Source organism: Aeromonas sp. 159 (assembly GCF_963862045.1).
GTDB classification, from domain to species: Bacteria; Pseudomonadota; Gammaproteobacteria; order Enterobacterales; family Aeromonadaceae; genus Aeromonas; species Aeromonas veronii.
The window spans coordinates 57,345-81,021 of record NZ_CAWLMI010000066.1; the positions used below are offsets into that span (position 1 = coordinate 57,345).

At 58.1% G+C, this 23,677-nt stretch carries 21 protein-coding genes; 10 read left to right on the forward strand and 11 right to left on the reverse strand.

The window, feature by feature from the left end; all coding sequences use genetic code 11:
* Window positions 1–42 precede the first annotated feature (42 nt).
* Both AACR14_RS12340 and AACR14_RS12345 read right to left on the reverse strand, forming a co-directional pair.
* On the reverse strand, window positions 43–1,320 hold the full coding sequence (locus tag AACR14_RS12340) for a tyrosine-type recombinase/integrase (protein ID WP_019446395.1): 1,278 nt from the start codon (window positions 1,318–1,320) through the stop codon (window positions 43–45).
* Window positions 1,321–1,699: 379 nt separating this feature from the next.
* Complete coding sequence (locus tag AACR14_RS12345) at window positions 1,700–2,002, reverse strand: YebG family protein (RefSeq protein WP_005333111.1); 303 nt, start codon at window positions 2,000–2,002, stop codon at window positions 1,700–1,702.
* 170 nt (window positions 2,003–2,172) lie between these two features.
* Here AACR14_RS12345 and AACR14_RS12350 point away from each other — a divergent pair, with 170 nt between their 5' ends.
* Complete coding sequence (locus AACR14_RS12350) at window positions 2,173–3,048, forward strand: esterase/lipase family protein (protein WP_019446396.1); 876 nt, start codon at window positions 2,173–2,175, stop codon at window positions 3,046–3,048.
* A gap of 90 nt (window positions 3,049–3,138) precedes the next feature.
* Here the strand turns inward: AACR14_RS12350 and AACR14_RS12355 are convergent, their stop codons facing one another.
* Window positions 3,139–5,112, reverse strand: coding sequence for an SDR family oxidoreductase (locus AACR14_RS12355; protein WP_019446397.1), 1,974 nt, complete (start codon window positions 5,110–5,112; stop codon window positions 3,139–3,141).
* A 248-nt stretch (window positions 5,113–5,360) separates the two neighbouring features.
* Here AACR14_RS12355 and AACR14_RS12360 point away from each other — a divergent pair, with 248 nt between their 5' ends.
* The 4 genes from AACR14_RS12360 (at window position 5,361) to AACR14_RS12375 (ending at window position 8,672) form a co-directional block, all read left to right on the forward strand.
* The gene (locus tag AACR14_RS12360; protein ID WP_005333118.1) at window positions 5,361–5,933 is read left to right on the forward strand and encodes a phasin family protein; all 573 of its coding nucleotides are present in this window, start codon (window positions 5,361–5,363) and stop codon (window positions 5,931–5,933) included.
* A 94-nt stretch (window positions 5,934–6,027) separates the two neighbouring features.
* On the forward strand, window positions 6,028–7,215 hold the full coding sequence (locus AACR14_RS12365) for a patatin-like phospholipase family protein (protein WP_019446398.1): 1,188 nt from the start codon (window positions 6,028–6,030) through the stop codon (window positions 7,213–7,215).
* Between the two features lies 1 nt (window position 7,216).
* Window positions 7,217–7,858, forward strand: a complete 642-nt coding sequence (locus tag AACR14_RS12370; protein WP_019446399.1) for a TetR/AcrR family transcriptional regulator — start codon at window positions 7,217–7,219, stop codon at window positions 7,856–7,858.
* A 25-nt stretch (window positions 7,859–7,883) separates the two neighbouring features.
* Window positions 7,884–8,672 (forward strand): hypothetical protein, encoded by a 789-nt coding sequence (locus AACR14_RS12375; RefSeq protein ID WP_019446400.1) that lies wholly within the window; start codon window positions 7,884–7,886, stop codon window positions 8,670–8,672.
* A 115-nt stretch (window positions 8,673–8,787) separates the two neighbouring features.
* Here the strand turns inward: AACR14_RS12375 and AACR14_RS12380 are convergent, their stop codons facing one another.
* Together AACR14_RS12380 and AACR14_RS12385 are read right to left on the reverse strand one after the other, a co-directional pair.
* Window positions 8,788–10,218, reverse strand: a complete 1,431-nt coding sequence (locus AACR14_RS12380; RefSeq protein ID WP_019446401.1) for a wax ester/triacylglycerol synthase family O-acyltransferase — start codon at window positions 10,216–10,218, stop codon at window positions 8,788–8,790.
* 255 nt (window positions 10,219–10,473) lie between these two features.
* Entirely contained in the window at window positions 10,474–10,806 is a 333-nt protein-coding gene (locus AACR14_RS12385; RefSeq protein WP_019446402.1) for a polyhydroxyalkanoic acid system family protein, read from the reverse strand.
* A gap of 259 nt (window positions 10,807–11,065) precedes the next feature.
* On the opposite strand from AACR14_RS12385, the gene AACR14_RS12390 reads away from it, so the two are divergent.
* The gene (locus AACR14_RS12390; RefSeq protein ID WP_019446403.1) at window positions 11,066–11,794 is read left to right on the forward strand and encodes an FFLEELY motif protein; all 729 of its coding nucleotides are present in this window, start codon (window positions 11,066–11,068) and stop codon (window positions 11,792–11,794) included.
* Between the two features lie 99 nt (window positions 11,795–11,893).
* Here the strand turns inward: AACR14_RS12390 and AACR14_RS12395 are convergent, their stop codons facing one another.
* Genes AACR14_RS12395 through prpB form a run of 3 tightly spaced genes read right to left on the reverse strand, consistent with a single transcriptional unit; the run spans window position 11,894 to window position 15,375 of the window.
* Window positions 11,894–13,339 carry a bifunctional 2-methylcitrate dehydratase/aconitate hydratase gene (locus AACR14_RS12395; RefSeq protein WP_019446404.1) on the reverse strand — a complete coding sequence of 482 codons (1,446 nt, stop codon included), beginning with the start codon at window positions 13,337–13,339 and terminating at the stop codon, window positions 11,894–11,896.
* A 10-nt stretch (window positions 13,340–13,349) separates the two neighbouring features.
* A complete protein-coding gene (prpC, locus tag AACR14_RS12400) occupies window positions 13,350–14,477 on the reverse strand; it encodes a bifunctional 2-methylcitrate synthase/citrate synthase (RefSeq protein ID WP_019446405.1) in 1,128 nt (375 codons plus the stop codon).
* 10 nt (window positions 14,478–14,487) lie between these two features.
* The gene (gene prpB / locus AACR14_RS12405; RefSeq protein ID WP_019446406.1) at window positions 14,488–15,375 is read right to left on the reverse strand and encodes a methylisocitrate lyase; all 888 of its coding nucleotides are present in this window, start codon (window positions 15,373–15,375) and stop codon (window positions 14,488–14,490) included.
* 147 nt (window positions 15,376–15,522) lie between these two features.
* Here prpB and AACR14_RS12410 point away from each other — a divergent pair, with 147 nt between their 5' ends.
* The 4 genes from AACR14_RS12410 (at window position 15,523) to rsmF (ending at window position 20,918) form a co-directional block, all read left to right on the forward strand.
* Window positions 15,523–16,149, forward strand: coding sequence for a paraquat-inducible protein A (locus tag AACR14_RS12410; RefSeq protein ID WP_019446407.1), 627 nt, complete (start codon window positions 15,523–15,525; stop codon window positions 16,147–16,149).
* The gene (locus tag AACR14_RS12415; RefSeq protein ID WP_019446408.1) at window positions 16,133–16,735 is read left to right on the forward strand and encodes a paraquat-inducible protein A; all 603 of its coding nucleotides are present in this window, start codon (window positions 16,133–16,135) and stop codon (window positions 16,733–16,735) included. Before AACR14_RS12410 ends, AACR14_RS12415 begins: the two co-directional genes overlap by 17 nt.
* Window positions 16,736–16,790: 55 nt before the next feature.
* A complete protein-coding gene (locus AACR14_RS12420) occupies window positions 16,791–19,343 on the forward strand; it encodes an MlaD family protein (protein WP_019446409.1) in 2,553 nt (850 codons plus the stop codon).
* Between the two features lie 144 nt (window positions 19,344–19,487).
* Window positions 19,488–20,918 (forward strand): 16S rRNA (cytosine(1407)-C(5))-methyltransferase RsmF, encoded by a 1,431-nt coding sequence (rsmF, locus tag AACR14_RS12425; protein ID WP_019446410.1) that lies wholly within the window; start codon window positions 19,488–19,490, stop codon window positions 20,916–20,918.
* 214 nt (window positions 20,919–21,132) lie between these two features.
* Here the strand turns inward: rsmF and AACR14_RS12430 are convergent, their stop codons facing one another.
* The 3 genes from AACR14_RS12430 to AACR14_RS12440 all read right to left on the reverse strand — a co-directional run bounded on the left by AACR14_RS12430 (window position 21,133) and on the right by AACR14_RS12440 (window position 23,672).
* Window positions 21,133–21,405, reverse strand: a complete 273-nt coding sequence (locus AACR14_RS12430) for a RepB family protein (protein WP_019446411.1) — start codon at window positions 21,403–21,405, stop codon at window positions 21,133–21,135.
* 173 nt (window positions 21,406–21,578) lie between these two features.
* Window positions 21,579–22,520, reverse strand: coding sequence for a site-specific integrase (locus tag AACR14_RS12435; protein ID WP_019446412.1), 942 nt, complete (start codon window positions 22,518–22,520; stop codon window positions 21,579–21,581).
* Between the two features lie 372 nt (window positions 22,521–22,892).
* The gene (locus AACR14_RS12440) at window positions 22,893–23,672 is read right to left on the reverse strand and encodes a TatD family hydrolase (RefSeq protein WP_019446413.1); all 780 of its coding nucleotides are present in this window, start codon (window positions 23,670–23,672) and stop codon (window positions 22,893–22,895) included.
* Window positions 23,673–23,677 lie beyond the last annotated feature (5 nt).

Consider the following 23,677-nt stretch of genomic DNA (forward strand, 5'->3'; position numbering starts at 1 on the left):
TAAGAGCAGTCAATACAAATCAGGGTAATGTCACGTTGTTCGTTAGCTTTTGCGAACGTTATCTCTCACTTGTTGGTTCAGTCGGTCCAGCGGCTTTTGCTGGGCGCTCTCATGTCGTTCACTGTGGCTGGTGTGCAGGTATTTCGAAGTGGTGTCGATGCTGTCATGTCCTGCATCGGCCTGTACATGGGAAAGCGGCCGCCCATGCAGGTTGATGTCATGGGTGATCCCGGTGTGGCGGATCGCATGGGGAGAGAGTTGCCGCATTTCGGCCGCATCCTGGACAAATCCATCCTGCTCTGCCAATTCTGCGCCTTTACCGATGATCACCATGATCAAATCCCGTAACTGGCGAATGCCGAGGTTGGCGTTGATCTCCCCCTGCTCGCGGCCGTGGGCTGCCGCTTTATGACGAACGAACAGTGGCGTCTGTTCATCCGGTGTCGGCAAGGGAGAGAGACCGAGGAAACGGCGGTAGCGCTCGAGTGCCGCCAGCAGCGCTTGGGATACCGCTACGGTACGCCGTTTGCCCCCTTTGCTTTGCGGAATAAAGTAGCCCCAGACGCCGGTTTTGCGATCCCGCCTGAACTGCCCCATCACAGGGGTAAAGCCCGGCCGGGCTGCAACCTCAGAGATCCGCAGATAGCAGGCGTACATCAGAATGGTGAGAAAACGGCTGCGCTCGTGTTGCTCCGGATGGTCGTTGGCAAGGGTATCGGCAGCCTGCATCACGTATGACCACTGCAACTCGCTGAAGGCCTGCACCTGATCATCGGCCTCCAGCTGTTGCGGCCGTTTGACCCGCTGCAGTAGCAGAGCGGGATTCCTGTCCATGTACTCCTCCTGGATCAGGAACTGGAAGAAGGCCGACAGGATGGCGAGCTTGGTCTTCATCGCCTGCTCGCTCAGGCGATAGGGCAAGGTGCGGCCCAGCTCCCGCTTGCCGAGAAACGGTCGCCATTGCGGATTGGGCAACCGCTCTCCCCACTCCTTGTCGAGGACAAACTGCGCCACGTTGCGATAGGCGATCAACTCGCCAGGGGGGGACTGACAGTAGTCGAGATAGCGGATCATGATGCGGCGAGTGAGATCTTTCGGGCTGATGGCCGCCTCGCGAAAGCACCAGTGCAAAAAAGTGGTCAGTTCGCTGCGATAGGTTTTGTAGTTGTTTTCGCTGTTGCGCTGCTCCAGCAGCCAATCAACCGCCAGTTCGTAAACCAGCCCGGCATCGGGCACATCATTGAGGCTGAGGTTGGCAAGGTACTGATTGACCTGCGGATTGCCAGCTTCCAGATAGATAAGGCTGTCAAACAGCGGCATGGCTGGCGGCAAGGATAATGGTTGTTGAGTCATGGTGTTGCTTGTTGATGCTGAGATGAGTCGATATGAGCCTGTGAGCCGAGTTGCTAGAAAAGGGCTCGTGATACATGAATGCGGCTTCTGTTGGGATTGGTACTACCTCTTGTTGTTGCTGATTAAGGTAACCGGGAGCGATCTGGATAACGTTCTCTCCACTGTTTGCTCAATTATTTCCTCATAGATCAGGCTGATGTCGCGCAGTGGTGCTCGCTATTCAGTTATGCATTGGATATGCACCGTTGTTAAAAAATTCTCGGGGTAAATAGCCGTAAAAATGGTTTTAAATGCAAATAAAGTGAATGCTGCGAGCTGTTTATCCCGAGAAATAAGGTCTGTGCAATCAGGCCACCTGCTTGAGTGGCTTCTCCTTGCGCTTGGCTGCTGGGGCCTCTTCCTCTTTCGTGCCTGCCTGAACCTTGCCGCCGCGCAGCAGGGTTTGCAGCACATCGCGCTGCTCTGCCAGGTAGAATGCCAGACTCTCTTGCTGCTCTGGCGCCAGCTCGATCGGGGCGCCAGCCAACAGGGTCATCAACTCATCGGCCGTATCCAGCAGCTTGTCATAGGCATCGGCCTCTTTTTTGCTGGCAAAGGTCATTTTTTCCACTCCCCCACGAACAACCACATATTTGATCTCGACAGCCATGATGGCCTCCTCTTGGTGATGATGGATAGAGTATATGTATGGATATACAGTATTGCAAATAACCTCACCGGAAAAGAGTTCGCCGGGGTTTAGCGACAAAAGCCGCGCTGGATCAAGCTGTCTCAAAGTGCCATTTGACTTCCACGCCTGACTGGTCGGATCATGGCCTTATGACGATCGTACGACACCTGTTTATCCTGCTGATGGTAGAGGTGCTGCTCCTCGGGAGTATCGCCCACCTGGTCGTGGGACTTCCTTGGTTGCTGACCTTGCTGTTTGTCGTGTTTGCCCTGCTTGGGTTGCGCTGTCTGGTGGTGCTCGGCAGCTGGCTGTTTACCCGCTTCTACCCCTCCCCGGCTATCGGCCTCGGGCGCCGGGTAAAGATGATGGCGCAGGAGATGCTGGCCTACCTCTACACCTTCACCTTGTTGCTACCGTTCGAGCCTTTGTTGATGGCACCCGATCGGCTGCGTCCATGCCAGCGTCCCGTATTGCTGGTGCATGGTTACGGTTGCAGTCGCGGGATCTGGCGCACCCAGCGCGCCAGATTGGAAGCCGCAGGCCATGTGGTTGCCACCATTACCCTGATGCCACCATTTGGTCATATCGATGAGATGGTGCCGCTGCTGGCCACCCGGATTGACGATGTGCTGGCGCAGACCGGGGCTGACAAGCTGGTGCTGGTCGGTCACAGCATGGGGGGGCTGGTCTGCCGCGACTATCTGGCTCTCCATGGGGGTGACAAGGTCGTGCGCCTGATCACCCTGGCTACGCCTCATCAGGGGAGTCAGCTTGCCGCCCTAGGGCTTGGGGCCAATGCCCGCGAGATGGAGCCCGGTTCCGGCTGGTTGCAGCGTTTTGCCTCTGTGCCGCTTTGCGTGCCCGGCATCTCGGTGCGCACCAGTCACGACAATGTGGTGATGCCGCAGGAGCGGCAACGATTGGTGGGAATGGAAGATATCGAGTTGCCCGCCATTGGCCATCTCTCTTTGCTCTACTCCCGTCGCACGACTGATCTGCTGCTTGATCTGCTGTCCCGAGTCTGATTCTCCTTATTCGACCTTCAACTGTTATTCCAAATAAAACAGGGGCCTGATTGCTCAGGCCCCTGTTGATTTCTTTATCGTATCACCCGGTTAGAAGTGTATCCCCTTAATCAGGGTCGAGACGGCAACCTGATCGGCGGTGGCCTTGGATTTGTCGCCATCCTTGGGATCGGCAAAGGTGCGGAAGCTGGTATTCATGATCACCTGCGCAACACGAGGTGCCAGGGCATGCACCACCTGACCAAACACCCCGAGGCGTGTGGCCAGTCGCACATGCTTGTTGATGATGGTATCGCACACCAGATCGGCGGCCTCTTCCGGCGTCATCATAGGTACCTGCTCATAGACCTTGGTCGGCGCGACCATCGGCGTTTTCACCAGCGGCATATTGATGATGGAGAAGCTCACCCCTTTATCGGCAAACTCGGAGGCGGCGGTACGCACCCAGGCATCGAGGGCCGACTTGGAGGCAACATAGGCGGAGAAGCGCGGCGCATTGGTCAACACCCCGATGGAGGAGATGTTGATGATGTGCCCTTTTTTCTTCTCGATCATGGTGGGTAGCACCCCCATGATCACCTTGAGCGCGCCAAAGTAGTTGAGCTGCATGGTGCGCTCCAGATCGTGGAAGCGATCGAAGGAGTCCTCGATGGAGCGGCGGATGGAGCGGCCGGCATTGTTGACCAGAATATCGACGCCGCCGTGATCGGCCACGATGCGAGCGGTGATCTCCTCGGCCTGCGCCAGATTGGAGAGATCCCCCTGATAGATCTCGATGGTCAGCCCCAGCTCGGCAAACTCCGCTTTAGTCTCGGCAATCTTCTGCTCGTCGCGGGCGATGGTAACGACGTTGGCCCCCGCCCCCGCCAGCTTGCGCGCGGTTGCACGGCCGATACCAGAGGTTGCCCCGGTCACCAGCACCACCTTGCCCTCTACCCGACCACGCAGGGAGCGATCAATGAAGAGCTCCGGGTCGAGGTGACGCTCCCAGTAGTCCCACAGCCGCCAGGCGTAGCTGTGCAGCGGCGGCACTTCGATACCGGTCCCTTTCAGTACCCGCTGAGTTTCGCGACTGTCGAAACGGGTGGGATAGCTGATAAGGCGGAACACATCCTTGGGCAGACCCAGATCGGCGATGGCGGCATCGCGGATGCGGCGCACCGGCGCCATGGTCATCAGCATGGCGGTCAGGTGGCGGGGAATGAAATTAAAGAGAGAGGCGTTGATGCGGATCGCAGGCTCTGGCGCATGGGCGGCGCGGGAGAAGGTGCTCAGCATATCGCCAACCCGCATCGGATTGGGGTCGGTCAGGTGGAAGGTTTTGTTCTCCTCTCCCTCCTGATGGGCGATATGCACCATGGCATCGACCACAAAGTTGACCGGCACGATATTGATACGGCCCCCTTCCACCCCGATGGCTGGCATCCAGGGAGGTAGCAGACGACGCAGTTTCTGAATGGTCTTGAAGAAGTAGTAAGGGCCGTCGATCTTGTCCATCTCGCCGGTATTGGAGTCACCGACAACGATCCCCGGTCGATAGACTCGCCACGGAACTGTGCACTCATTGCGCACAATCCCTTCCGCTTCGTGCTTGGTCTGGAAGTAAGGCATGTCGAGGTGTTCGGCCTCATCGAACATATCCTCGCGAAACAGACCGTCGAACAGGCCCGCTGCAGCGATGGAGCTGCAGTGGTGGAACTGCCCCGCCCCCAGCCGCTCGGCAAGTTGAACAGCATGACGGGTCCCTTCGGTGTTGACCTGCTGCTGGATCCCGGCCTTGGCGTTGAGATCATAGATGGCAGCCAGATGGAAGAAGTGGTCGATCTTGCCGATCAACTGCTCCTGCATCTCGACCGATACCCCCAGCAGCGGTTGCGTCATGTCGCCAAAAACCGGGACTGCGCGCGATTCATCCACATTCCAGAATGAGAACAACTCTGACAATTTCTCCTGATGAGAGGCGCGCATCAGAAAATAGACGGTACAGTCGGGATGCTGTTGGAATAACTTTTTGATCAATCGACGCCCGATAAAACCACTACCGCCAGTAATGAAATAGTTCATAAAGAGAATCCTGCTACTGATTAGGGTGTTACTAGGTTGTTAGATATATCACGATTCATATGGGAATCTGCAATTTGATTGTCGGTTCGTGAGCAAACCCTAATTTCGGTGGTGTGCCTGTTCCGTTATTAGGTAGAACCCTCTATTTTTTGTCCCTAGACTGAAGTTGAAAAATCAGTAATGCCACAACCCGATTGCAGTTTCGTTGTCGCCATTACATTTAACTGTCGTTATTCAAGGAGAAGATCATGGCTAAGAAATTGAAAGCGCTGGCAGGGTCAGTGACCGACAACCAACTCACCTCCACCATCAAGGAGTCCACCCAGCAGATCTGGTTGGCGGGTCTGGGTGCCTATGCCAAGGCGCAGGAAGAGGGTGGCAAGATCTTTGAAGCCCTGGTGCAGGAAGGTGAAGCGCTGCAAGCAAAAACCCGTCAGAGCGCAGATGAGAAGATTGCCGCTGTGACCGACAAGACCGCCAATACCTGGGGTCGTCTGGAGCAGGTGTTTGAAGATCGCGTGGCCCGCGCTGTGGCCAGCCTCGGCATTCCGACCCGCAAGGATATCGACAAGCTCTCCAAGCGCATGGCCGAGCTGACCGATGTGGTCCAGCAACTGCTGGATGCGCAGGAAGAGGAGGCCCCTGCCGCTGAAGCCAAACCGGCTGCCGCCAAAAAGCCCGCTGCCCGCAAGCCTCCGGTAAAGAAGGCACCGGTAGCCAAGGCCAAAGAGGCCGTAGTTGAGCAGGCCGCCGATCTCCTCTCCGCAGCGGAAGATGCGGTGAAAGAGGTGAAGGCCAAAGCAGAGAGCGTCCTGCCCTGATCCCTCGCGGTGACGGAAGGTGATTGATACCGGCCCATGCCCTGCGCTGGGCCGGTCTTGTCATGGTGAATGTCATGGATAGAGAGGCGACGCTATGAGTACCATCGCAATTGCCCTTGCTGGCGGCGGGCCGCTCGGCGGCATCTACGAGATCGGTGCCTGCGCAGCCCTCTCTGACAGCATCAACGGCCTGCGCCTTGACCATGCCGATATCTATGTTGGTGTCAGTTCGGGGGCCGTGGTGGCATCGGCGCTGGCCAACGGCATCTCGCCGGCTAAGCTGGTGCGGATCCTGCTCAGCGATGACTCGGGGGAGATGTTTGACCCGGCTACCTTGCTGCGCCCCGCCTTTCGTGAATATGCCGACCGTCTGGCCTCGATCCCGCCGCTGGCGTGGCAGAGCCTGACCTACTATCTGGCGGCGCCCTGGAAACGCAGCCTGTTTGAATCGCTGCAGGGGCTCTCCAAGGCCATTCCGACCGGACTGTTCGACAACCGCGGGGTAGATCGCACCCTGACCCAGTTTTTCTCTCGTCCCGGCCGCAGCAACGATTTTCGCCAGCTGCGCAGCCGACTGTTTGTGGTCGCAACCGAACTCGACACCGGTCATCCGGTTGCCTTTGGTAGCCCGGGGCTCGATGACGTGCCTATCTCGGCGGCGGTACAGGCGTCGGCCGCTCTGCCCGGCCTCTTTCCCCCTTCATTGATTAACGGTCGTTACTATGTGGACGGGGCGCTGATCAAGACTCTGCACGCTTCGGTAGCGCTGGAAGAGGGGGCGGATCTGGTGTTCTGCATCAATCCGCTGGTGCCCTATGATGCGGACATGGCCGCCGGCGCGCCGACCAATCTGGTGGACAGCGGTCTGCCGGTGGTATTGGCCCAGACCTTTCGCGCCATCATCCACTCCCGTATGCATGTGGGGATGGATCGCTACAAACACCAATATCCCGACGCTGACGCCCTGCTGTTTGAGCCCTCTTCAGCCGATGGCGAGATGTTCTTCACCAATGTGTTCAGTTACCGGGATCGCCGCCGCCTCTGCGAGCACGCTTACCAGCATACCCGCCGCGATCTCTGGCTGCGTCGTGACGAGCTGGCGCCGGTGCTGGCCAAGCATGGCCTCGAGCTCAATCTGGCCGCGCTGGCCGATGAAGATCGCACCCTGCTGGCCCCCGGCATTGGCTCGGTCGCCGCCCTCGACAAGTCGCTGGAGCAGTTGCAGCACTGGCTTGCCAAACGCTATCGCCACGGCGTGCGCCGTTCATCATCAAAGGAGTAGCATGGATCGCAAACCCAAACGTCGTACCCGGGAGCGGATCCTGACCACTGCCCTCGCCTGCTTCAATCGACAAGGGGAACCCAGCGTCACCACCTCGGCCATTGCGGCCGAGATGGAGATCAGCCAGGGCAATCTCTACTACCACTTCCACAATAAGGAGGAGATCGTCAACGCCCTGTTCTGCGAATTTGAACAGCAGATGGATCGCCTGCTGGAGGCGGTCAGCACCCCGTCCGATGAGCCAGAAGATATCTGGCTCTTTCTCCACCTGATGTTTGAAGCCATATGGCAGTACCGTTTCCTCTACTACGATATCGCGACCCTGATGAGTGGTTATCATCAGGTGGAACAGCGCTTTTCCGCCCTGCTGCGCCGCAAGGAGCAGACCGCCATCGCCATTTGCAACCATCTGCAAACGGTCGGGCTGATGAAGGGCACGGCGCAACAGATGCGCACGCTGGCGGCCAATGTGGCGCTGGTGGGCACATTCTGGATCTCTTACCAGCGGGCACTGCACCCCAAGGCGGACGCCGATATCGCCCTCGGCGTCTTTCAGGTAATGCAACTGGTCGCCCCCTATTTGCGGGCCGATGCCCGCGCTCATCTGGGCGCCCTCGCCCACCACTACACCGACAAGGTTTGATTCACATGCTACAGGGAGAACAAGCATGACCACTTCACAACTCGAATTTGTCCCCTTCCCCTACGCGGATGCGGCCTATGACTATGCTGGCCAGAAGCTGGCGGACAACTGGGATCGTCTCCATCAGGGGGATGTCGAACCCTGGCCCGAGGATGAACAGGTACAGGATGCCTGGCGGGCCTATCATGCCGGGGATTTTGCCCGGGCCGTCGCCCTTGGCGAAGCGGCCGGTGAGGCGGGCCTCAATGTGGCAAACAAGGCACTGGTGATCCACGCCAGCTATCTGCTGGAAGACAAGTATGCCAAGCGCGCCGCCTTCGAGCGGGCGGCCAGCCATGCCGAGAAGCTGCAAAAGCGCCAACCCAAGAACGCCAACGCCTGGTATTTCCACGCGCTGGCCCTCGGGCGCTACAGCCAGGTGATCTCCATCTCCAAGGCCCTCTCGCAAGGAATTGGCGACAAGATCAAGGCAAGCCTTGAGAAGGCGCTGGAGCTGGCGCCAGATCACGCCGAGGCCCATATTGCCTTTGGCGCCTGGCATGCGGAGATCGTCGACAAGTTGGGGGCCATGATCGGCGGCCTCACCTATGGCGCCAAGAAGGAGGAGTCCGAGCGTCACTTCAAGGAGGCGCTGGCGCTGATCCCCGAATCGGCTATCGCCCGCATGGAGTACGCCAACGCTCAGGTGATGCTGCACGGCAAGAGCCGCCTGAAAGCGGCCGAAGCCCTCTATGCCGAAGCGGCCGAATGCGAACCGATGGATGCGATGGAACGTCTCGATGTGGAGGCGGCGCGGGAAGAGTTGGAGGATTAACCGCCACTCTTGCCACGGATAGACAACAAAACAAGAGGCCAACCCGTGGGTTGGCCTCTTTTATTATGGGTACAGACCGGTTGGCTACGCCGTCACCGGTCGCTCAAGTACACACTCAACCGAGCAGCGCATCCAGTCCGTTGGGGTCAAACAGTAGCTCCGGCTCCATCAGAACCAGCAACAGCAGTTGCTCGAACTCCACCGCAAACCGCTCGACCACCCGATCCGGATCCGGTACCAGCTTCTTGTCGGTGATTAGGCCCAGTTGCACCTTGTGATCGTAAGAGAGGATGGAGACGCCGACGCCGATATCCCCCGATTGCGGCACCCAGAACAGCGGCTGACGCAATTTTGCTCCAGCCAGATAGAGGGTCTGCTGCGGGCCGGGTACATTGGTGATCACCGCGCTGGCCTTGGCCGTGAGCAGCTCGACGGCCTGCTGTTGCACCGCATTGGGGGCCATGCCAAGGGCATGTAACAAGTTGAGCACCACCACGGGTTGCAGCGAGGTGCGCAGCGCCTGCATCCGGTCACGCACGGTATAGAGCCGCTGCAACGGGTGTTCAACATCCAGTGGCAAGTCCAGGGCCACCAGCCCGAAGCGGTTGCCAAGTGCCCCCTCATCGTCCGGTGCACGCATATTGACTGGCACCAGGGCGCGGATCTTGACCTTGTTGGCATTATCCCCCTTCTCCTGCAGGTAGTGGCGAAACGCCCCTGCGGTGGCGGCGATCAGCAGATCGTTGACCGAGCAGCCCAGTACCTTGCCCACAGCCTTGATATCCGGCAGATCAATTTGTTCCGACCAGGCCACTCGCTTGGTGCTGGTGGTCTTGCCCCGCAGGCGGCAGGGGGAGTCATCACCTAGGGTGGCGATATTGCACAGCTCGCTCGCCAGATCGCGCCCGGTCTTGAGGTAATCCACCGCCTTGGTGGGATGGGTGACCACTTCGACATATTTGGACCAGAGGCTACCGGTCAGCTTGAGACCGGCTCGCACCAGACGGCTGCCCTGGTGGCAATCCTCATCATCCTCGTCATCGCTGTCATCCAGTGGCTCCGGTGACGGTGGTCGCGGCGCCCCTTCCGGGGTGTTATCCATCATGGTCAGCATGGCTCGCACCAGCGAGAAGCCATCGCCCATAGCGTGGTGAATGCGCACCACCAGCGCTTGCCCACCCAGCGACGTGTCGGTCAGGTGCATATCCCACAGGGGGCGCTGGTGGTTGAGCGGCGTCGAGGCGAGATCGGCCACCAGCTTCTCCAGCTCCAGCTTGCCTGCTTCACCCGGCAGGATCACTCGCTTGAGGTGCTGATCGAGATCGAAATCGGGATCATGGCGCCAGTAGTAGGAGCCCCCCTCCAGCACGGCCCGCTGGTGAAAGCGGGGTTGCACCGAAATGGTGTGGCGCAATCCGGCCCGCAGACGCGCTTCATCAAGCTCTCCTTCAAACATCAGGACACCGATGATCTGCATCAGGTTGTTGGGTCTGTCCATGCGTAACCAGGCGGTATCGACGCAGGAGATAAATTCACTCAGTGGCATGGTTGTTTCCCTACAAAATGAATTTACCGAGGCGGCAAATTGCTCCTTCCCTCATATCCGGATGAAGGCTTGATGCAATCAGAATGACTTTAATGAGTGCCGACTCGAAATATGAAATAAAGATGAAAGATTACTTAAAAAATAGAATCGAGACCTCGCTGGATAATAAATCTGACAAACCATATGGCTTGCCAACTTATTTCAAACAGCCATCGTTTACAGCTGGTTTATTTAAAACCAGTGCAACGAAGAGTTTCAAACACGTTTGGGGCAAGGTAAGCGATTGTCGACATAATCGAGGATCTCTTGCTCCAGCACGCTGCGTACTGGCAACAGCATCAAACCAAGATGCACTTCCAGTTCCAGGGTATCTTCGTCCAGGGTGAGAGTGCCATGTACCCCTGAGCCGCGAAAACGAAGCTCGGTCTCCTCTTCATCCGCCCATTCGCAATCGAGTTGATAGCTCTCGCTCATGTCCGCAGCGATGGCTTCGGCCGCGATCCGGGCGGCGGCCAGTCCCAGCGGATGCTGACGGCTGATCTGAATGATAGAGAGTGCGCTGCTGCCAGCGAGCGAGTTGAAGAACATGGTCGTTACTCTGGGTCATAAGTTAGTTATTGATATTAAACACATGTTCACAACAAATGAAAGGATGGTTCACATAAATGGGACTCACTTAACAGAGTCGAGAGGGATGCAGGCCATCAGCGGGACATGGCATTTATTCCCTCCCCCGTGCGCGCTACACTTGTCACGGAACGGTCAGCAAAAGCTGCTTGTTTTTCATTCACTTGTATCTTCGTATCACCCAATCCCCATCAATGGGCCCAAGGCCAGAGAGCTGTAGATGACGCATCAAGAACATGCCCACGACGACGATAGCACCCTGGGTCGGCTCTACCGCCAGCTCAAGCGGGTTGCAGCCTTGCGCGAGCAGATGCGTGCCCACCCGGAAGATCAGCAGGATCGGGATCGGCTACGCCAGTGGCAGGCCGACCGGTTGGGGCGAACCCATCGTGATCTGCTGGAGAGTGACCGCTACGGCCCTGCCGCCGAGTTTTTCCTGACCGATCTCTATGGCCCGGGGGATTGTGCCCGCCGCGATGCGGACGTGATGCGGGTGATGCCAACCGCCGAGCGGCTGTTGCCGGAGTCCGGCCTCAAGGTGCTGGCGCAAGCGATCGAGCTTGATGCCCTCTCCGAGGAGCTGGACTACCTGATGGTGGTGGCGCTGCGGCGCATTGATGGCATTGATCCCATCACGCCGGACCACTACACCATCGCCTATCGTGCCGTGGGTGAACAGGCGCGCCGTGAACATCAGATTGCATTGGTGAGCGAGCTTGGGATGACGCTGGACAGATTGGCGAGAAAGCCACTGCTGGGGGCAACCCTCAAGCTGGTGTCAGGGCCCGCCCATCTGGCTGGGCTTGGCGAGCTCTTCTCCTTTGTCGAGCGTGGTTATCAGGTGTGTCATCAGATGGGGCGTGCCAACGAGTTTCTCGAAACCATCGCCAGTCGCGAAACGGCCATCATGACGGCGCTTTTTAACGACGACAGCAGTGCGCTGGGGTGATGCTTATCGAGGGATAAGCCGCCAGAATAACAAAGCGGGCCGATGAGCCCGCTTTTCGTTTATCACTGTTTGCCGATATGTAGCCCAATACAAGACCGGTCAGATCACCAGCAGATCCATAAAGGCGTGTACCGGGGTGGCGGCAAGGCGCGGCCCATCCTGACAGAGGGCCAGAATATCGTTGACCCGTTTGGCCGGGAAGCGAGTCGCCAGATTGTGCTGGAATTTTTCCACCAGCAGCGGGATCCCCTCCTCCCGACGGCGACGATGGCCGACCGGGTACTCCACCTCCACCTTGGCGGTATGAGTGCCGTCCTTGAAGAAGATCTGGATGGCGTTGGCAATGGAGCGCTTGTCCGCCTCCAGATATTCGCGGCTGTAGCGTTTGTCCTCCTGTACCACCATCTTGCCGCGTAGCGCGTCGATGCGGGGATCGGCGGCAACATCGTCCTCGTAATCCTCGGCGATCAGGCGACCGAAGATGAGCGGCACCGCCACCATGTACTGCAGGCAGTGATCCCGATCGGCCGGGTTATTGAGGGCGCCGACCTTGCTGATGATGCGAATGGCCGACTCATGGGTGGTGAGTTCGATACGGTCGATCTCGTCGAGCCGCCCCTTCACCTGAGCGTGCAGCTTCATGGCGCACTCCACAGCAGTCTGGGCGTGGAACTCGGCGGGATAGGAGATCTTGAACAGCACGTTCTCCATCACATAGCTACCGTACCCCTGATGCAGGGCGAACTGGTTGCCTTTGAACAGCACGTCGTAGAAACCCCACTTGGGGGCGCTCAGCACGCCGGGATAGCCCATCTCGCCGCTCATGGTGATAAGGGCGAGGCGCACTGCGCGAGAGGTGGCATCCCCCGCTGCCCAGCTCTTGCGCGACCCCGCATTGGGGGCATGGCGGTAGGTACGCAGGCTCTGGCCATCGACCCAGGCCTGGGAGACCGCATCGATCACCTGATCGCGGGTGCCACCCAGCATATGAGTCACCACGGCGGTGCTGGCGACCTTGACCAGCACCACGTGATCGAGACCAACCCGGTTGAAGGAGTTCTCCAGCGCCAGCACCCCCTGAATTTCGTGGGCTTTGACCATGGCCACCAGCACATCAGCCATGGTGAGCGGTGCCTTGCCCTCTGCCACGCGAGTACGGGAGAGCCAATCGGCAGTGGCGAGAATGCCCCCCAGATTATCGGAGGGGTGACCCCACTCGGCGGCCAGCCAGGTGTCGTTGTAATCGAGCCAGCGGATGATGGCACCGATGTCCCAGGCTGCCTTGACGGGGTCGAGGCAGAGCTGGGTACCGGGCACCCGGGCACCGTGGGGTACCAGAGTCCCGGGGACGATGGGGCCAAGGTGTTTGGTGCACTCGGGGAAGCGCAGGGCCAGCAAGCCACAGCCAAGGGTGTCCATCAGGCAGTAGCGGGCGGTGTCGAGAGCCGCCTCGCAGGTTACGGGGTGGTTGCAGACATAATCGGCAATATCGACCAGCACCTGATCAGGGTCTGGTCTGTGGTTGACGTCGACGTTGGCGGACATCGTGACTTCCTTATCGTTGTTGTAGAGAGACAAAGTGACGGGGGGCCGGGCCGACATAATCGGCGCTCGGGCGGATGATCCGGTTGTGCTCGCGCTGCTCCATCACGTGGGCGCACCAGCCGGTGACCCGCGAGCAGACGAAGATGGGGGTGAACAGCTTGGTCGGGATCCCCATGTAGTGATAGGCGCTGGCGTGGAAGAAGTCGGCGTTGGGAAAGAGCTCTTTCTCCTCCCACATCACCTTCTCCGCCTCGCAGGAGACGCGATAGAGGCGATCATCCCCCACCGCCTCGGCGAGCTTGGCCGACCACTCCTTGATGATGACGTTGCGCGGATCCGAGGTGCGATAGATGGCGTGGCCAAAGCCCATGATCTTCTCCTTGGCCGCCAGCTTGGCCAGCAGTTCGCGCCTTGCCTGCGTTTCATCCTGCCAGTGTTCGATCATCGCCATGGCTGCCTCGTTGGCGCCGCCGTGGAGCGGGCCGCGCAAGGTGCCGATGGCGGCAGTGATACAGGAGAACATGTCGGAAAGGGTTGAGGCGCAAACCCGCGCCGCAAAGGTAGAGGCGTTGAACTCATGCTCGGCGTAGAGGATGAGGGAGACATGCATCACCCGCCGCTCCAGCTCGCTCGGCGCTTTCTGGTGCAGCAGCGCGAGGAAATGGCCACCGATACACTCTTCATCGGTATCGAGGGCGATGCGAACTCCCTCGTGACTGAACTTGTACCAGTAGATCAGAATGCCCGGAAAGGCGGCCAGCAGCCGATCCGCCACTTCATGCTCATGCTCGAAACCATCTTCCGGCTCCAGATCGCCGAGCATGGAGCAGCCGGTGCGCAGCACATCCATGGGGTGAGCATCGGCGGGAATGCGCTCCAGCACTTCCAACAGCGGCTGGGGCAAAGTGCGCAGGCGACACAGTTCGCGCTTGTAGGCGTCAAGCTGCTGCTCATCGGGCAACTCCCCCTTGAGCAGCAAATAGGCGACCTCCTCGAACTGGGCGCTGTCGGCCAGCTCCTTGATGTCATAGCCGCGATAGGTAAGACCGGTACCACTCTTGCCTACTGTGCAGATACTGGTCTCCCCCGCACTCTGCCCGCGCAGACCTGCCCCACCCAACGGTTTTTGCTGTCCCATAAGCTGCCTCCTATTCCTTGGCTGTAAACAGACGATCCAGTGTCTGCTCGTAGTGGTGATATCCGAGGAAGTCGTAGAGCGACTCCCGGGTCTGCATGGTCTCCACGACAGCCCTTTGATGGCCATCCTGGCGAATATGTTGATAGACGTTGAGAGCGGCCTGATTGGCGGCTCGGTTGGCACTCAAGGGGTAGAGCACCATGTCGACCCCGTGGGCGGCCAGTTGCTCTTTGTCAAACAGTTCGGTTTTGCCGAACTCGGTCATGTTGGCGAGGATCGGCACTTTGGCCGCCTGCTTGAACTGGTCGTACTGAGCCAGCTCGGTCACCGCCTCGGCGAAGATCATGTCGGCCCCGGCGGCTACATAGGCAGCGGTGCGTTCAAGAGCCGACTCCATCCCCTCCACCGCCAGTGCATCGGTGCGGGCCATGATGACGAACTCGCTATTCTCGCGGGCATCCACTGCGGCCTTGATGCGATCACACATCTCTTCAAGCGTGACCACCGCCTTGTTGGGGCGATGACCACAACGCTTCTGGGCCACCTGATCTTCCATATGGACGGCGGCAACTCCGGCTCGCTCGAACGCGCGAATGGTGCGGGCGATATTGAATGCCCCGCCCCAGCCGGTATCGATATCGACCAGTAGCGGCACACGGGTCGCCGCTGTGATCCGTTCGGCATCGATCAGCACGTCGTTGAGGGAGGTCATGCCGAGATCCGGCAAGCCGTAGGACGCATTGGCCACTCCGGCGCCGGAGAGATAGAGGGCTTGAAAACCGCTGCGCTCGGCCATCAGCGCCATATAGGCATTGATGGTGCCGACGATCTGCAGGGGATGTTCATTGGCAAGGGCGGTGCGAAAGCGCAGGCCTGCCGAGGGGGACAAACTGGACATCATGACTCCTTTCACCTGTCTAGTCTGGCTATCTAATATCACGTTTACGTTAACGTCAATTATACTTTCGTAACATTCCGGCTGCAGGCAAGACAGGAAACCGGTTTTAGGGTAAATTTCACCAATTCCTTCAACAGGTTGAATTGTATGATGGAGCCCGGTTCCGTGATTGTCTGTCCGGCGTGCGACTTGCTGATCCAGCGCAAAGCACTGCCGCTGCGTTGCCATGCCCACTGCCCGCGTTGTCACCAACATCTCTATGGCCGTTATGCCTTTCGTCCCTCCCAGTTGATGGCTCTGACCATCACCGGTTTTCTGCTGCTGCCCTCCGCATTTTTTGAGCCGTTGATCTATCTGCGGCTGGCGGGGGTCAACACCGACGCCGATCTGCTGCGCGGTATCCTGGTGCTGTTTGGCGAAGGTGAATGGTGGGTAGCCAGCCTGGTGCTCTGGTGCGCCGTGTTGGCGCCGGTGGGGTTATTGGCGGGGATCTTTGCGCTGGCTTCGGGTCTGGCCAAACGTTGGCACATTCTTCCCGTCACCTTGAAGCTGGTCGAGGTGTTTCGCCACTGGGCCATGCTGGAGGTCTATATCGTCAGCCTGCTTGTTGCCCTGTTCAAACTGATTGACATTGCCGATGTACGCCTCGGTGGCGGCTTGCTCAGCCTCGGTATTCTGATGCTGCTCAACATGACCCTGCTGATCCTGTTTGATCCCGCCCCCTACTGGGCGCGGATCCCGTTAAAGGAGCCGGAACATGACCAGCGCCCGTGAGATGGGGCTCTGCCGCTGCCATACTTGCGGTCTTCTGGTGCGTTATCAAGCCGAGGCAGTCTGCCCCCGCTGCAGCAGCAAGTTGCAGGTGCGCATCCCCCGCTCCCTCGCCTGGTCGTGGGGCTTGCTGGCACTTGCCACCTTTATGTTGTTGCCTGCCAATCTGTTGCCCATTACCCATTTCTACAACAAGGGGTTGCTGCAGTCAGATACCATCTTCAGCGGTATCATGATGCTCTATCGCAGCAAAATGAGCGGGATTGCCACCATAGTCCTCACCGCCAGCATACTGGTGCCAGTGGGAAAAATATTGGGGCTGGGCTGGATCTGCTGGCAGTTGCAGCGGGCCAAACCGGTGCGGCGCAAGCGCCAGCTGGTGATGTATCGGGTGATCGATTTTATCGGTCGCTGGTCAATGCTGGACTTGTTCGTGATTTCGCTGATGGTGGCGCTGGTCGATCGGGGTGTGCTGCTGAGTGTCCGCGCAGGCCCGGGGGCCACCGCCTTTGCCGGTGTGGTGGTGCTGACCATGATGTCGGCCCGCATGCTCGATACCCGTTTACTGTGGGACAAGGCGGCCCGTTGATGATTTCTCTGTTTTTGTCTGATGTGCTGTTTAATCCAGCCAATAAGGAGTCACTATGATCGGGGCTGAACCCGTCATCGAAAAGCGCCGCTGGTTATCGCCGGTCTGGCTGTTACCCCTGATAGCCCTGCTGCTGGCAGGTGGCTTTCTCTATCAGCAGGTATTGAGCCGTGGCCAGCTTATCCAGATCAACTTCGCCCAGGGCAACGGCATCTTGCCGGGTAAAACCCAGGTTCGTTATCAGGGGGTGGCCATCGGCGTGGTGCAAGAGCTGGAGCTGGCTGAAGATGGCCGCAAGATTGCGGTGATGGCCAAGATTGACAGCCGTGCCAGACCGCTGATCCGCAAGGGATCCGACTTCTGGCTGGTGAGCCCCAAGGCGTCGCTCACCGAGATCTCTGGCCTCGATACCCTGGTCTCCGGCAACTACATCAACCTGCAACCGGGGCGTGAAAGCAATCCGCTGGAGGAGACCTTCGATGCCCTGGAGGGCCCTCCTCCCGGCTATCAGGCTCAGGGGCGGATGCTGCACCTGACTGCTGATTCGCTGGGCTCGGTGGGGATTGGCGCCAAGCTCTATTTCCGCGGTATCGAGGTTGGCAGCGTCATCAATACGCGCCTGGGTCAGGACAACCAGAACGTCATTCTGGATTTGGTGATCGAGCCGCGTTTCGAGCATCTGGTCAAAGCTGATACCCGCTTCTGGAATATCAGCGGTATCAAGGGCTCCTTCAGTCTGGCCGGGGTGAGCGTGGAGGCTGGCAGCCTCACCTCCATCCTGAGCGGCGGCATTGCCTTTGACTCGCCCAAAGATTCACCGGAACCGGAGAAGGGACAGACTTTCGTCCTCTATAAAGGGCTGGCGGAAGCAGCGCGCGGCGAGCGTATCGACATTGCGGCTGGCGATCTCCCGGTCAAGGAGGGGATGCCCATCCTCTATGAGGGGATCGAGATCGGTCGTATCGACCCCATTCGCCTGACCGACAAAGGCCGCGTAGTCACGGCATTGATCAATCCTGAACAGGCCTATCGCATTACCGACAAGAGCCAGCTGGTGTGGGAGAGTGTCTCCCTCTCCGCGACCGGTGTGCAGCATGCAGATCGCCTGCTCTCCGGTCCGGCCATTCGCCTCGACTATGTGGCGGGCAAACCGGTACAGAAGATGACCCTTACCGATCGCGCGCCCCAGAGCGGCACCAAGGTGACGCTGCAGGCTGACGATCTGGCGGGGCTCAATCAGGATGCACCTGTCTGGTACAAGGGATTGCAGGTGGGCCGTATCAGCCAGCTCACCCTGGATGCGCGCGGCAATGCCAGCGTCGAGCTGGTGATGGCGCCGAACTATGGTCATCTGCTCAACCGTGCCCGCTTCTATCGCGCCGCCCCGTTGCAGATCGATGCCGATCTGAGTGGCATCAAAGTAGAAACCAGTCCGGCCAGTGCCTGGTTGGGAGGCGGGATCAAGCTGATACAAGCCAGTAGTGGCGAGCGGATTAACCGTCTCTACCCGAGTCAGGAGCTGGCACTGCTCGGTACCCGTGATGCCAAGCCGCAGCGCTGGTTGCTCAAGGCAGATCAGGCCGATGGCATTGGCATTGGCTCGCCTGTGCTCTATCTGGGGTTGGAAGCGGGCAAGGTCAAACAGCTGCGCGCCGCCAAAGAGGGGGTCGAGATCGAACTCGAGATTGATGGGGTCTATGCTCCCCTCCTCGCCCAGCAACCCCAGTTTTGGAAAAAACCAGCCATCGACACCAAGGTGCGGGTCGATGGGGTGCAGGTCAAGGTGGGCAACCTCGGTACCCTGCTGCGCGGCGCTATCGAGTTCGACCGGTTGGCCAATGGCCGCAGCAGCCATCAACTGTTCGATTCCAGGGAGCAAGCCAAGGCCAAGGTGCGCCAGCTGTCACTGGTGGCAGAGAGTAACCCGGGGCTCGGGATTGGCAGCCCGATCCGCTATCGTGGGGTCGATATCGGCAAAATTGAAGAGATCGAGCTGGAGCCGTCCCTGGGTCAGGTGATCTTCAAGGCAGAGCTCGATGGCCACTATGCCGAGCGTTTCCTGCAGTCCGGCGCCCGCTTTACTCTGGTGCAGGCCAAGCTGGGGCTGGGCGGTGTCGCTCACCTCGATACCCTGATCAAGGGGGCGTTTGTAGAAGCACAACCCGGTAAAGGCGCTGGCAAAGATCGCTTCCCCTTGAGTCAGGTCGGCCCGGTGGGTCTGGCCCTGACCCTCAAGAGCCCCTCCGTCAATGGCCTGAGCGTTGGCAGCCCGCTGCTGTTTCGCAAGATGGTGGTGGGCAGCGTTACCAAGGTAGCGCTGGCCCACGATGGCAGCGAGGTGGTGATCGACGTCAACGTGGATCAGGAATATACCCATCTGGTGCGGGCAAACTCCCGTTTCTGGAATGTCTCCGGGGTCAAGGCGGATATCGGGCTGACCGGTGGCACCATCGAAGTGGAGACGGTGCAGAGCCTGCTGGCCGGCGGCATTGCTTTTAATACGCCGGAGAAGGAGATGGGGCCGACCGTCAAAGCGGGCCACAGCTATCCGCTCTATGGCAAGGCCGAGAAAGAGTGGCTGGAGTGGAGTCCGCGTATCCAGCCCTGATCTCTTCCCTTTGTATCTCATCCAAGCCCGGCATAGTGCCGGGCTTTTTTATATTCCGGTACCTGTTGATAGGGTTCAGATTCAGAATATTCTTAGCCTTGTGGTAGGATATCGCCCCTCTTTTTCGGTCAACGAGACGGCACAGTGCACGACAACACCTTCCTTCCCGATTACTTTTTACGCCACATTGCGGCCATCATGCCGGCCCATCTCTCGATGGATGAGTTTGTGGCCAGTTGTCGACGTCCGCTGCGCCGCAGCATTCGGGTCAATACCTTGAAGATCGCCGTCTCGGATTTCGTCGCCCTGATGGAGCCACTGGGTTGGCAGCTCGACCCTGTGCCCTGGTGTGATACCGGCTTCTGGCTGACCCGCAGCGATGAAACCGTCCCCCTTGGCAACACCGCCGAGCACTTGAGCGGGCTCTTCTACATTCAGGAAGCGAGCTCCATGCTGCCGGTGACGGCACTCTTTGCCAGCGACAAGATCAAAGCGGATGGCATGTTGCTGGATGCGGCGGCGGCCCCCGGCTCCAAGACCACCCAGATAGCCGCTCTGATGAACAATCAGGGGATGCTGGTTGCCAACGAGTTTTCCAGCAGCCGGTTGAAAGTGCTCAGCGCCAATATCCAGCGCTGCGGAGTGACCAATGTAGGTATGACCCATTTTGATGCCAAGGTATTTGGCCAGTGGTTGCCGGAGACATTCGATGCCATCCTGCTCGATGCCCCCTGCTCCGGTGAAGGTACGGTGCGCAAGGATGAAGATGCACTGCGCAACTGGAGCATCGAGAGCATCGACGAGATTGCGGCAGTGCAACAAGGGTTGCTGGAGAGCGCCTTCCATGCCCTGAAACCGGGTGGTGTGCTGGTCTACTCCACCTGTACCTTGAGTGAGCAGGAGAACCAAGCGGTTTGCCAATCCTTGCTGGACAAGTTTGGCGATGCCTTGAGTTTTGATTCGTTGGCTGACCTATTCCCCCATGCAGAGCAGGCCTGTACATCCGAAGGATACCTGCACGTTTGGCCCCAGATCTTCGACAGTGAAGGCTTTTTCGTCGCCAGATTGCGCAAGCATCACTCGGTGCCCAACACCATGTTCAAGCCGGGCAAGCTGGGTAAATTCCCCTTTACGCCGCTTCCTGCCAAAGAGGCGGAACCCATATTGCGCGAGATCGAAGCCAACTTTGGGGTGGCACCGCAGGGTCAGCTGTTTGGCCGCAATGACGAGATCTGGCTCTTCCCCCAGCGGTTTGATCAGGTGCAGGGCAAGTTGCGTTTCGATCGCATCGGTATCAAGTTGGCCGAAACCTTCAAGAAAGGTTATCGCCTCACTCATGAGTGGGCATTGGCCTATGGCGATAAAGCGAGCAAGGGCGTGGTCGAGCTGGATAGCGCCAATGCGCGGGAATTCATGATGGGGCGGGACGTCTGGCCAGAACAGGATGCGGGCACTGGCGAGGTTATCGTCCACTATCAGGGGCATACCCTGGGCATGGGGAAATGGGTGGGGAGTCGGGTCAAGAATGCTCTCCCCCGCGAGCTGGTGCGTGACAACAATCTGTTCAATGCGTAGGGCCGTTCGGTGCATAAGCACTTGAAATACCCACACTCTGGTTGAACTTTTCTTCGGATCTTGAAAAGCCTTGAGCCTTGTCTAAGCTTAAGGCAATCCGAACACCAGTTAGCGCACGGCTCTGCAAGGAGCCAATTCCCCTATGCCAGGTACAAGGAATTCGTACCTGGCTTTTTTTATCTCTTCACGTATCGCTGTTACTTCACTCTTGTGTCTATTCAACGGTCTCTTCGACCTGTGTGGTGACTCTGTTTTCAAACGGAGGTTCTCTACCCAGCTCATGTTGGTAGAGCAGATCGATCGCCTGCTCGATGAGTGATGCCTGACTGTCTTCGAGATGGATACCCAGAGCGGCCAATCGCTCGGCGTGGCGATTGCTGATCCAGCATTGCAGCCGGGTATGGGTCTCCTGCTTGCGTTTTACATGTTGGCGCTGCCGCTCGGCATTGTTTTGGGGCCCCGCCTCTTGCACTTCACGCCCTGTCATTTCTTGGCTCATATGTCCTTGCGATATTACGTTTCCGAGTTTGTTATCTCTCATCACATGCCATTATCCATTGGAAGATGCCCCTTCCACCTTGGGCTGCTGGCTGCACGGCAAATATATCATCAGATCAACAAGATATCATTTAACATAAAAAATGAAGTGACGCAGTTGTGTCAAAGCAAGCCATCAAGGGCATGATCGGAGAATTTATGGGCATCATCGAAGTACTCCTGCAGGGTTCGCATATCCTTGTGGCGAGTGACTTCAATGATCTTGTTCATCGGTTTGCCGGCAGTCACCGCCGAGGTGATAAAACCGCGCCGCAGGCTATGGCCACTGACGTAAAGATCGTCGATGGTTTGGCCGGTTCGCCGCTTGATCATCAGGTTGATGCCCTGTGGGCCGAGTGGTTCGGCCATCAATTGGCCCCAGCGGTTCATGCGCCGAAACAGCGGCCCTTCGCTGATCCGGCTTTTGTGTAGCCATTTTTGCAGTGCCGACACGGGGCAATAGTGCTTGCCCGGAATCAAGGCTATCTCGGTTTCATGCAGCTGATGCTTGCTCGGTTTGAGGCGAAGGCGGATCCCCTGCCCCATAAAATCGAGATCGCTAACCTCAATTCGGGCCGCTTCCGAACGGCGCAAGGCGCCACTGAACATCAGCAGTATCAGGGTGTGATCACGCAAACCCGCGAGGTCATTGGTGTCGATGCCATCCAGTACCTGGATCAATGGTTGCAGCGTCAGGGCACCGGTTTTGCGCTTGCGGTTATCCCCTAACCTGACAATACCGCGCATCATCTCCTTGATTTCGGGATGTTCGGTGGGCATGGGGTGAATTCCTTTCTGCTTGAAGGCATAACGGATCCCCGCCAGCCGTCTCACCAGGGTTGCTGGTTTTCGAGGCTCGCCATTACGCAGCTCCCCCTTCCCCCCCTCTTTATCCAGCCATATCCAGTCGGCCAATACGCCGTCGGCCTGATCAGCGAGAAAATTCATGATGTCGTGATGGGTCGTTTGTAGCGGATCCAGCCCGTGCAATTGGCACCAGAAGACAAAAATACGGGTATCAGCCTGATAGGCATTGAGGGTGGAATCCGCTTTTGCACTGCGCAAAAAGCGGCGCGCCCGGCTATTTAGTTGCGCATCAAAAACAGTCTGCAGTGACTGATGAGCTGGATTAGACAAGGTTGGATATGCCACGGAACGCTATGATTAATATGAAGTTTGAGAGGATCTTACAGGATCCTTCCCACACATCAAGTATCGATAATGAATATTATCGATACTTATAGCCTGATGTTTTTATACCTCTTGGCCACATTAGATAAACGAAACATCAGAATATGATTCGACTCGGTTTGTATGGATGAACAGGCTACATAGACTGGATAAATGTGAGAGATAACACAGTTCGGTGTTGATATTCAGGTGGGTAATCAGCTTGGTATTTGAAATATAAAAGCCCCGAGCAACGGGGCTTATGTGTTATTTTTTCGCCAGTTTGAATAGTTCAAAGAAATTTCGGCTGGTGGCTTCTGCCAATTCATTAAGCGGAATATGACGCAGATCGGCAATAAACTGCGCAACGTCTCGCACAAAGGCGGGTTCGTTCTCCCTCCCCCGATGCGGCACGGGGGCAAGATAGGGCGAGTCGGTTTCGACCAGCAATCTGTCGAGGGGAAGTGCCTTGACCACCTCTTGCAGTGCAGACGCATTTTTGAAGGTGGCGATCCCGGAGATGGAGATATAGAACCCCATCGCCATCGCCGCTTGCGCCATCTCGAGGGATTCGGTGAAGCAGTGCAGCACACCGCCGACCTGATCAGCGCCCTCTTCTCGCATGATCTGCAAGGTATCTTGCTGGGCATCGCGAGTGTGGATGATCAGCGGCTTGTTCAGCGCGCGAGCAACCCGGATATGTTCGCGGAAAGAAGCTTGCTGCACTTCCTTGTTCTCGGGGGAGTAGAAGTAGTCGAGCCCGGTCTCACCGATGGCGATCACTCTTTCGTCCGCCGCCTGAGTAAGCAGCAAGGCTGCATCCACCCCGGGTTCCTGATTGAGCGGGTGTACCCCGCAAGAGGCAAACACTTGGGGATAAGGTGCGATCGCCTCGAGCATGGTCGGGAACTGTGCCTGAGTCACACTGACACAGAGAAAATATCCCACGTCCAGTTTCGCGGCCTTGGCAAGTACATCAGACATGCTGGTCTGCTTGCTGCCATAGCTGAGGCGATCGAGATGACAATGGGAATCAACGAGTAACATATAAA

Coding starts and splice junctions, on each gene's coding strand:
- AACR14_RS12355 (WP_019446397.1), bottom strand. CDS start 5,112: ATGAACTATTTCATTACTGGCGGTAGTGGTTTTATCGGGCGTCGATTG.
- AACR14_RS12390 (WP_019446403.1), top strand. CDS start 11,066: ATGACGCATCAAGAACATGCCCACGACGACGATAGCACCCTGGGTCGG.
- AACR14_RS12350 (WP_019446396.1), top strand. CDS start 2,173: ATGACGATCGTACGACACCTGTTTATCCTGCTGATGGTAGAGGTGCTG.
- AACR14_RS12345 (WP_005333111.1), bottom strand. CDS start 2,002: ATGGCTGTCGAGATCAAATATGTGGTTGTTCGTGGGGGAGTGGAAAAA.
- AACR14_RS12360 (WP_005333118.1), top strand. CDS start 5,361: ATGGCTAAGAAATTGAAAGCGCTGGCAGGGTCAGTGACCGACAACCAA.
- prpC (WP_019446405.1), bottom strand. CDS start 14,477: ATGGGACAGCAAAAACCGTTGGGTGGGGCAGGTCTGCGCGGGCAGAGT.
- AACR14_RS12410 (WP_019446407.1), top strand. CDS start 15,523: ATGATGGAGCCCGGTTCCGTGATTGTCTGTCCGGCGTGCGACTTGCTG.
- AACR14_RS12370 (WP_019446399.1), top strand. CDS start 7,217: ATGGATCGCAAACCCAAACGTCGTACCCGGGAGCGGATCCTGACCACT.
- AACR14_RS12380 (WP_019446401.1), bottom strand. CDS start 10,218: ATGCCACTGAGTGAATTTATCTCCTGCGTCGATACCGCCTGGTTACGC.
- AACR14_RS12415 (WP_019446408.1), top strand. CDS start 16,133: ATGACCAGCGCCCGTGAGATGGGGCTCTGCCGCTGCCATACTTGCGGT.
- AACR14_RS12375 (WP_019446400.1), top strand. CDS start 7,884: ATGACCACTTCACAACTCGAATTTGTCCCCTTCCCCTACGCGGATGCG.
- AACR14_RS12440 (WP_019446413.1), bottom strand. CDS start 23,672: ATGTTACTCGTTGATTCCCATTGTCATCTCGATCGCCTCAGCTATGGC.
- AACR14_RS12340 (WP_019446395.1), bottom strand. CDS start 1,320: ATGCCGCTGTTTGACAGCCTTATCTATCTGGAAGCTGGCAATCCGCAG.
- AACR14_RS12430 (WP_019446411.1), bottom strand. CDS start 21,405: ATGACAGGGCGTGAAGTGCAAGAGGCGGGGCCCCAAAACAATGCCGAG.
- AACR14_RS12385 (WP_019446402.1), bottom strand. CDS start 10,806: ATGTTCTTCAACTCGCTCGCTGGCAGCAGCGCACTCTCTATCATTCAG.
- AACR14_RS12395 (WP_019446404.1), bottom strand. CDS start 13,339: ATGTCCGCCAACGTCGACGTCAACCACAGACCAGACCCTGATCAGGTG.
- AACR14_RS12365 (WP_019446398.1), top strand. CDS start 6,028: ATGAGTACCATCGCAATTGCCCTTGCTGGCGGCGGGCCGCTCGGCGGC.
- prpB (WP_019446406.1), bottom strand. CDS start 15,375: ATGTCCAGTTTGTCCCCCTCGGCAGGCCTGCGCTTTCGCACCGCCCTT.
- AACR14_RS12420 (WP_019446409.1), top strand. CDS start 16,791: ATGATCGGGGCTGAACCCGTCATCGAAAAGCGCCGCTGGTTATCGCCG.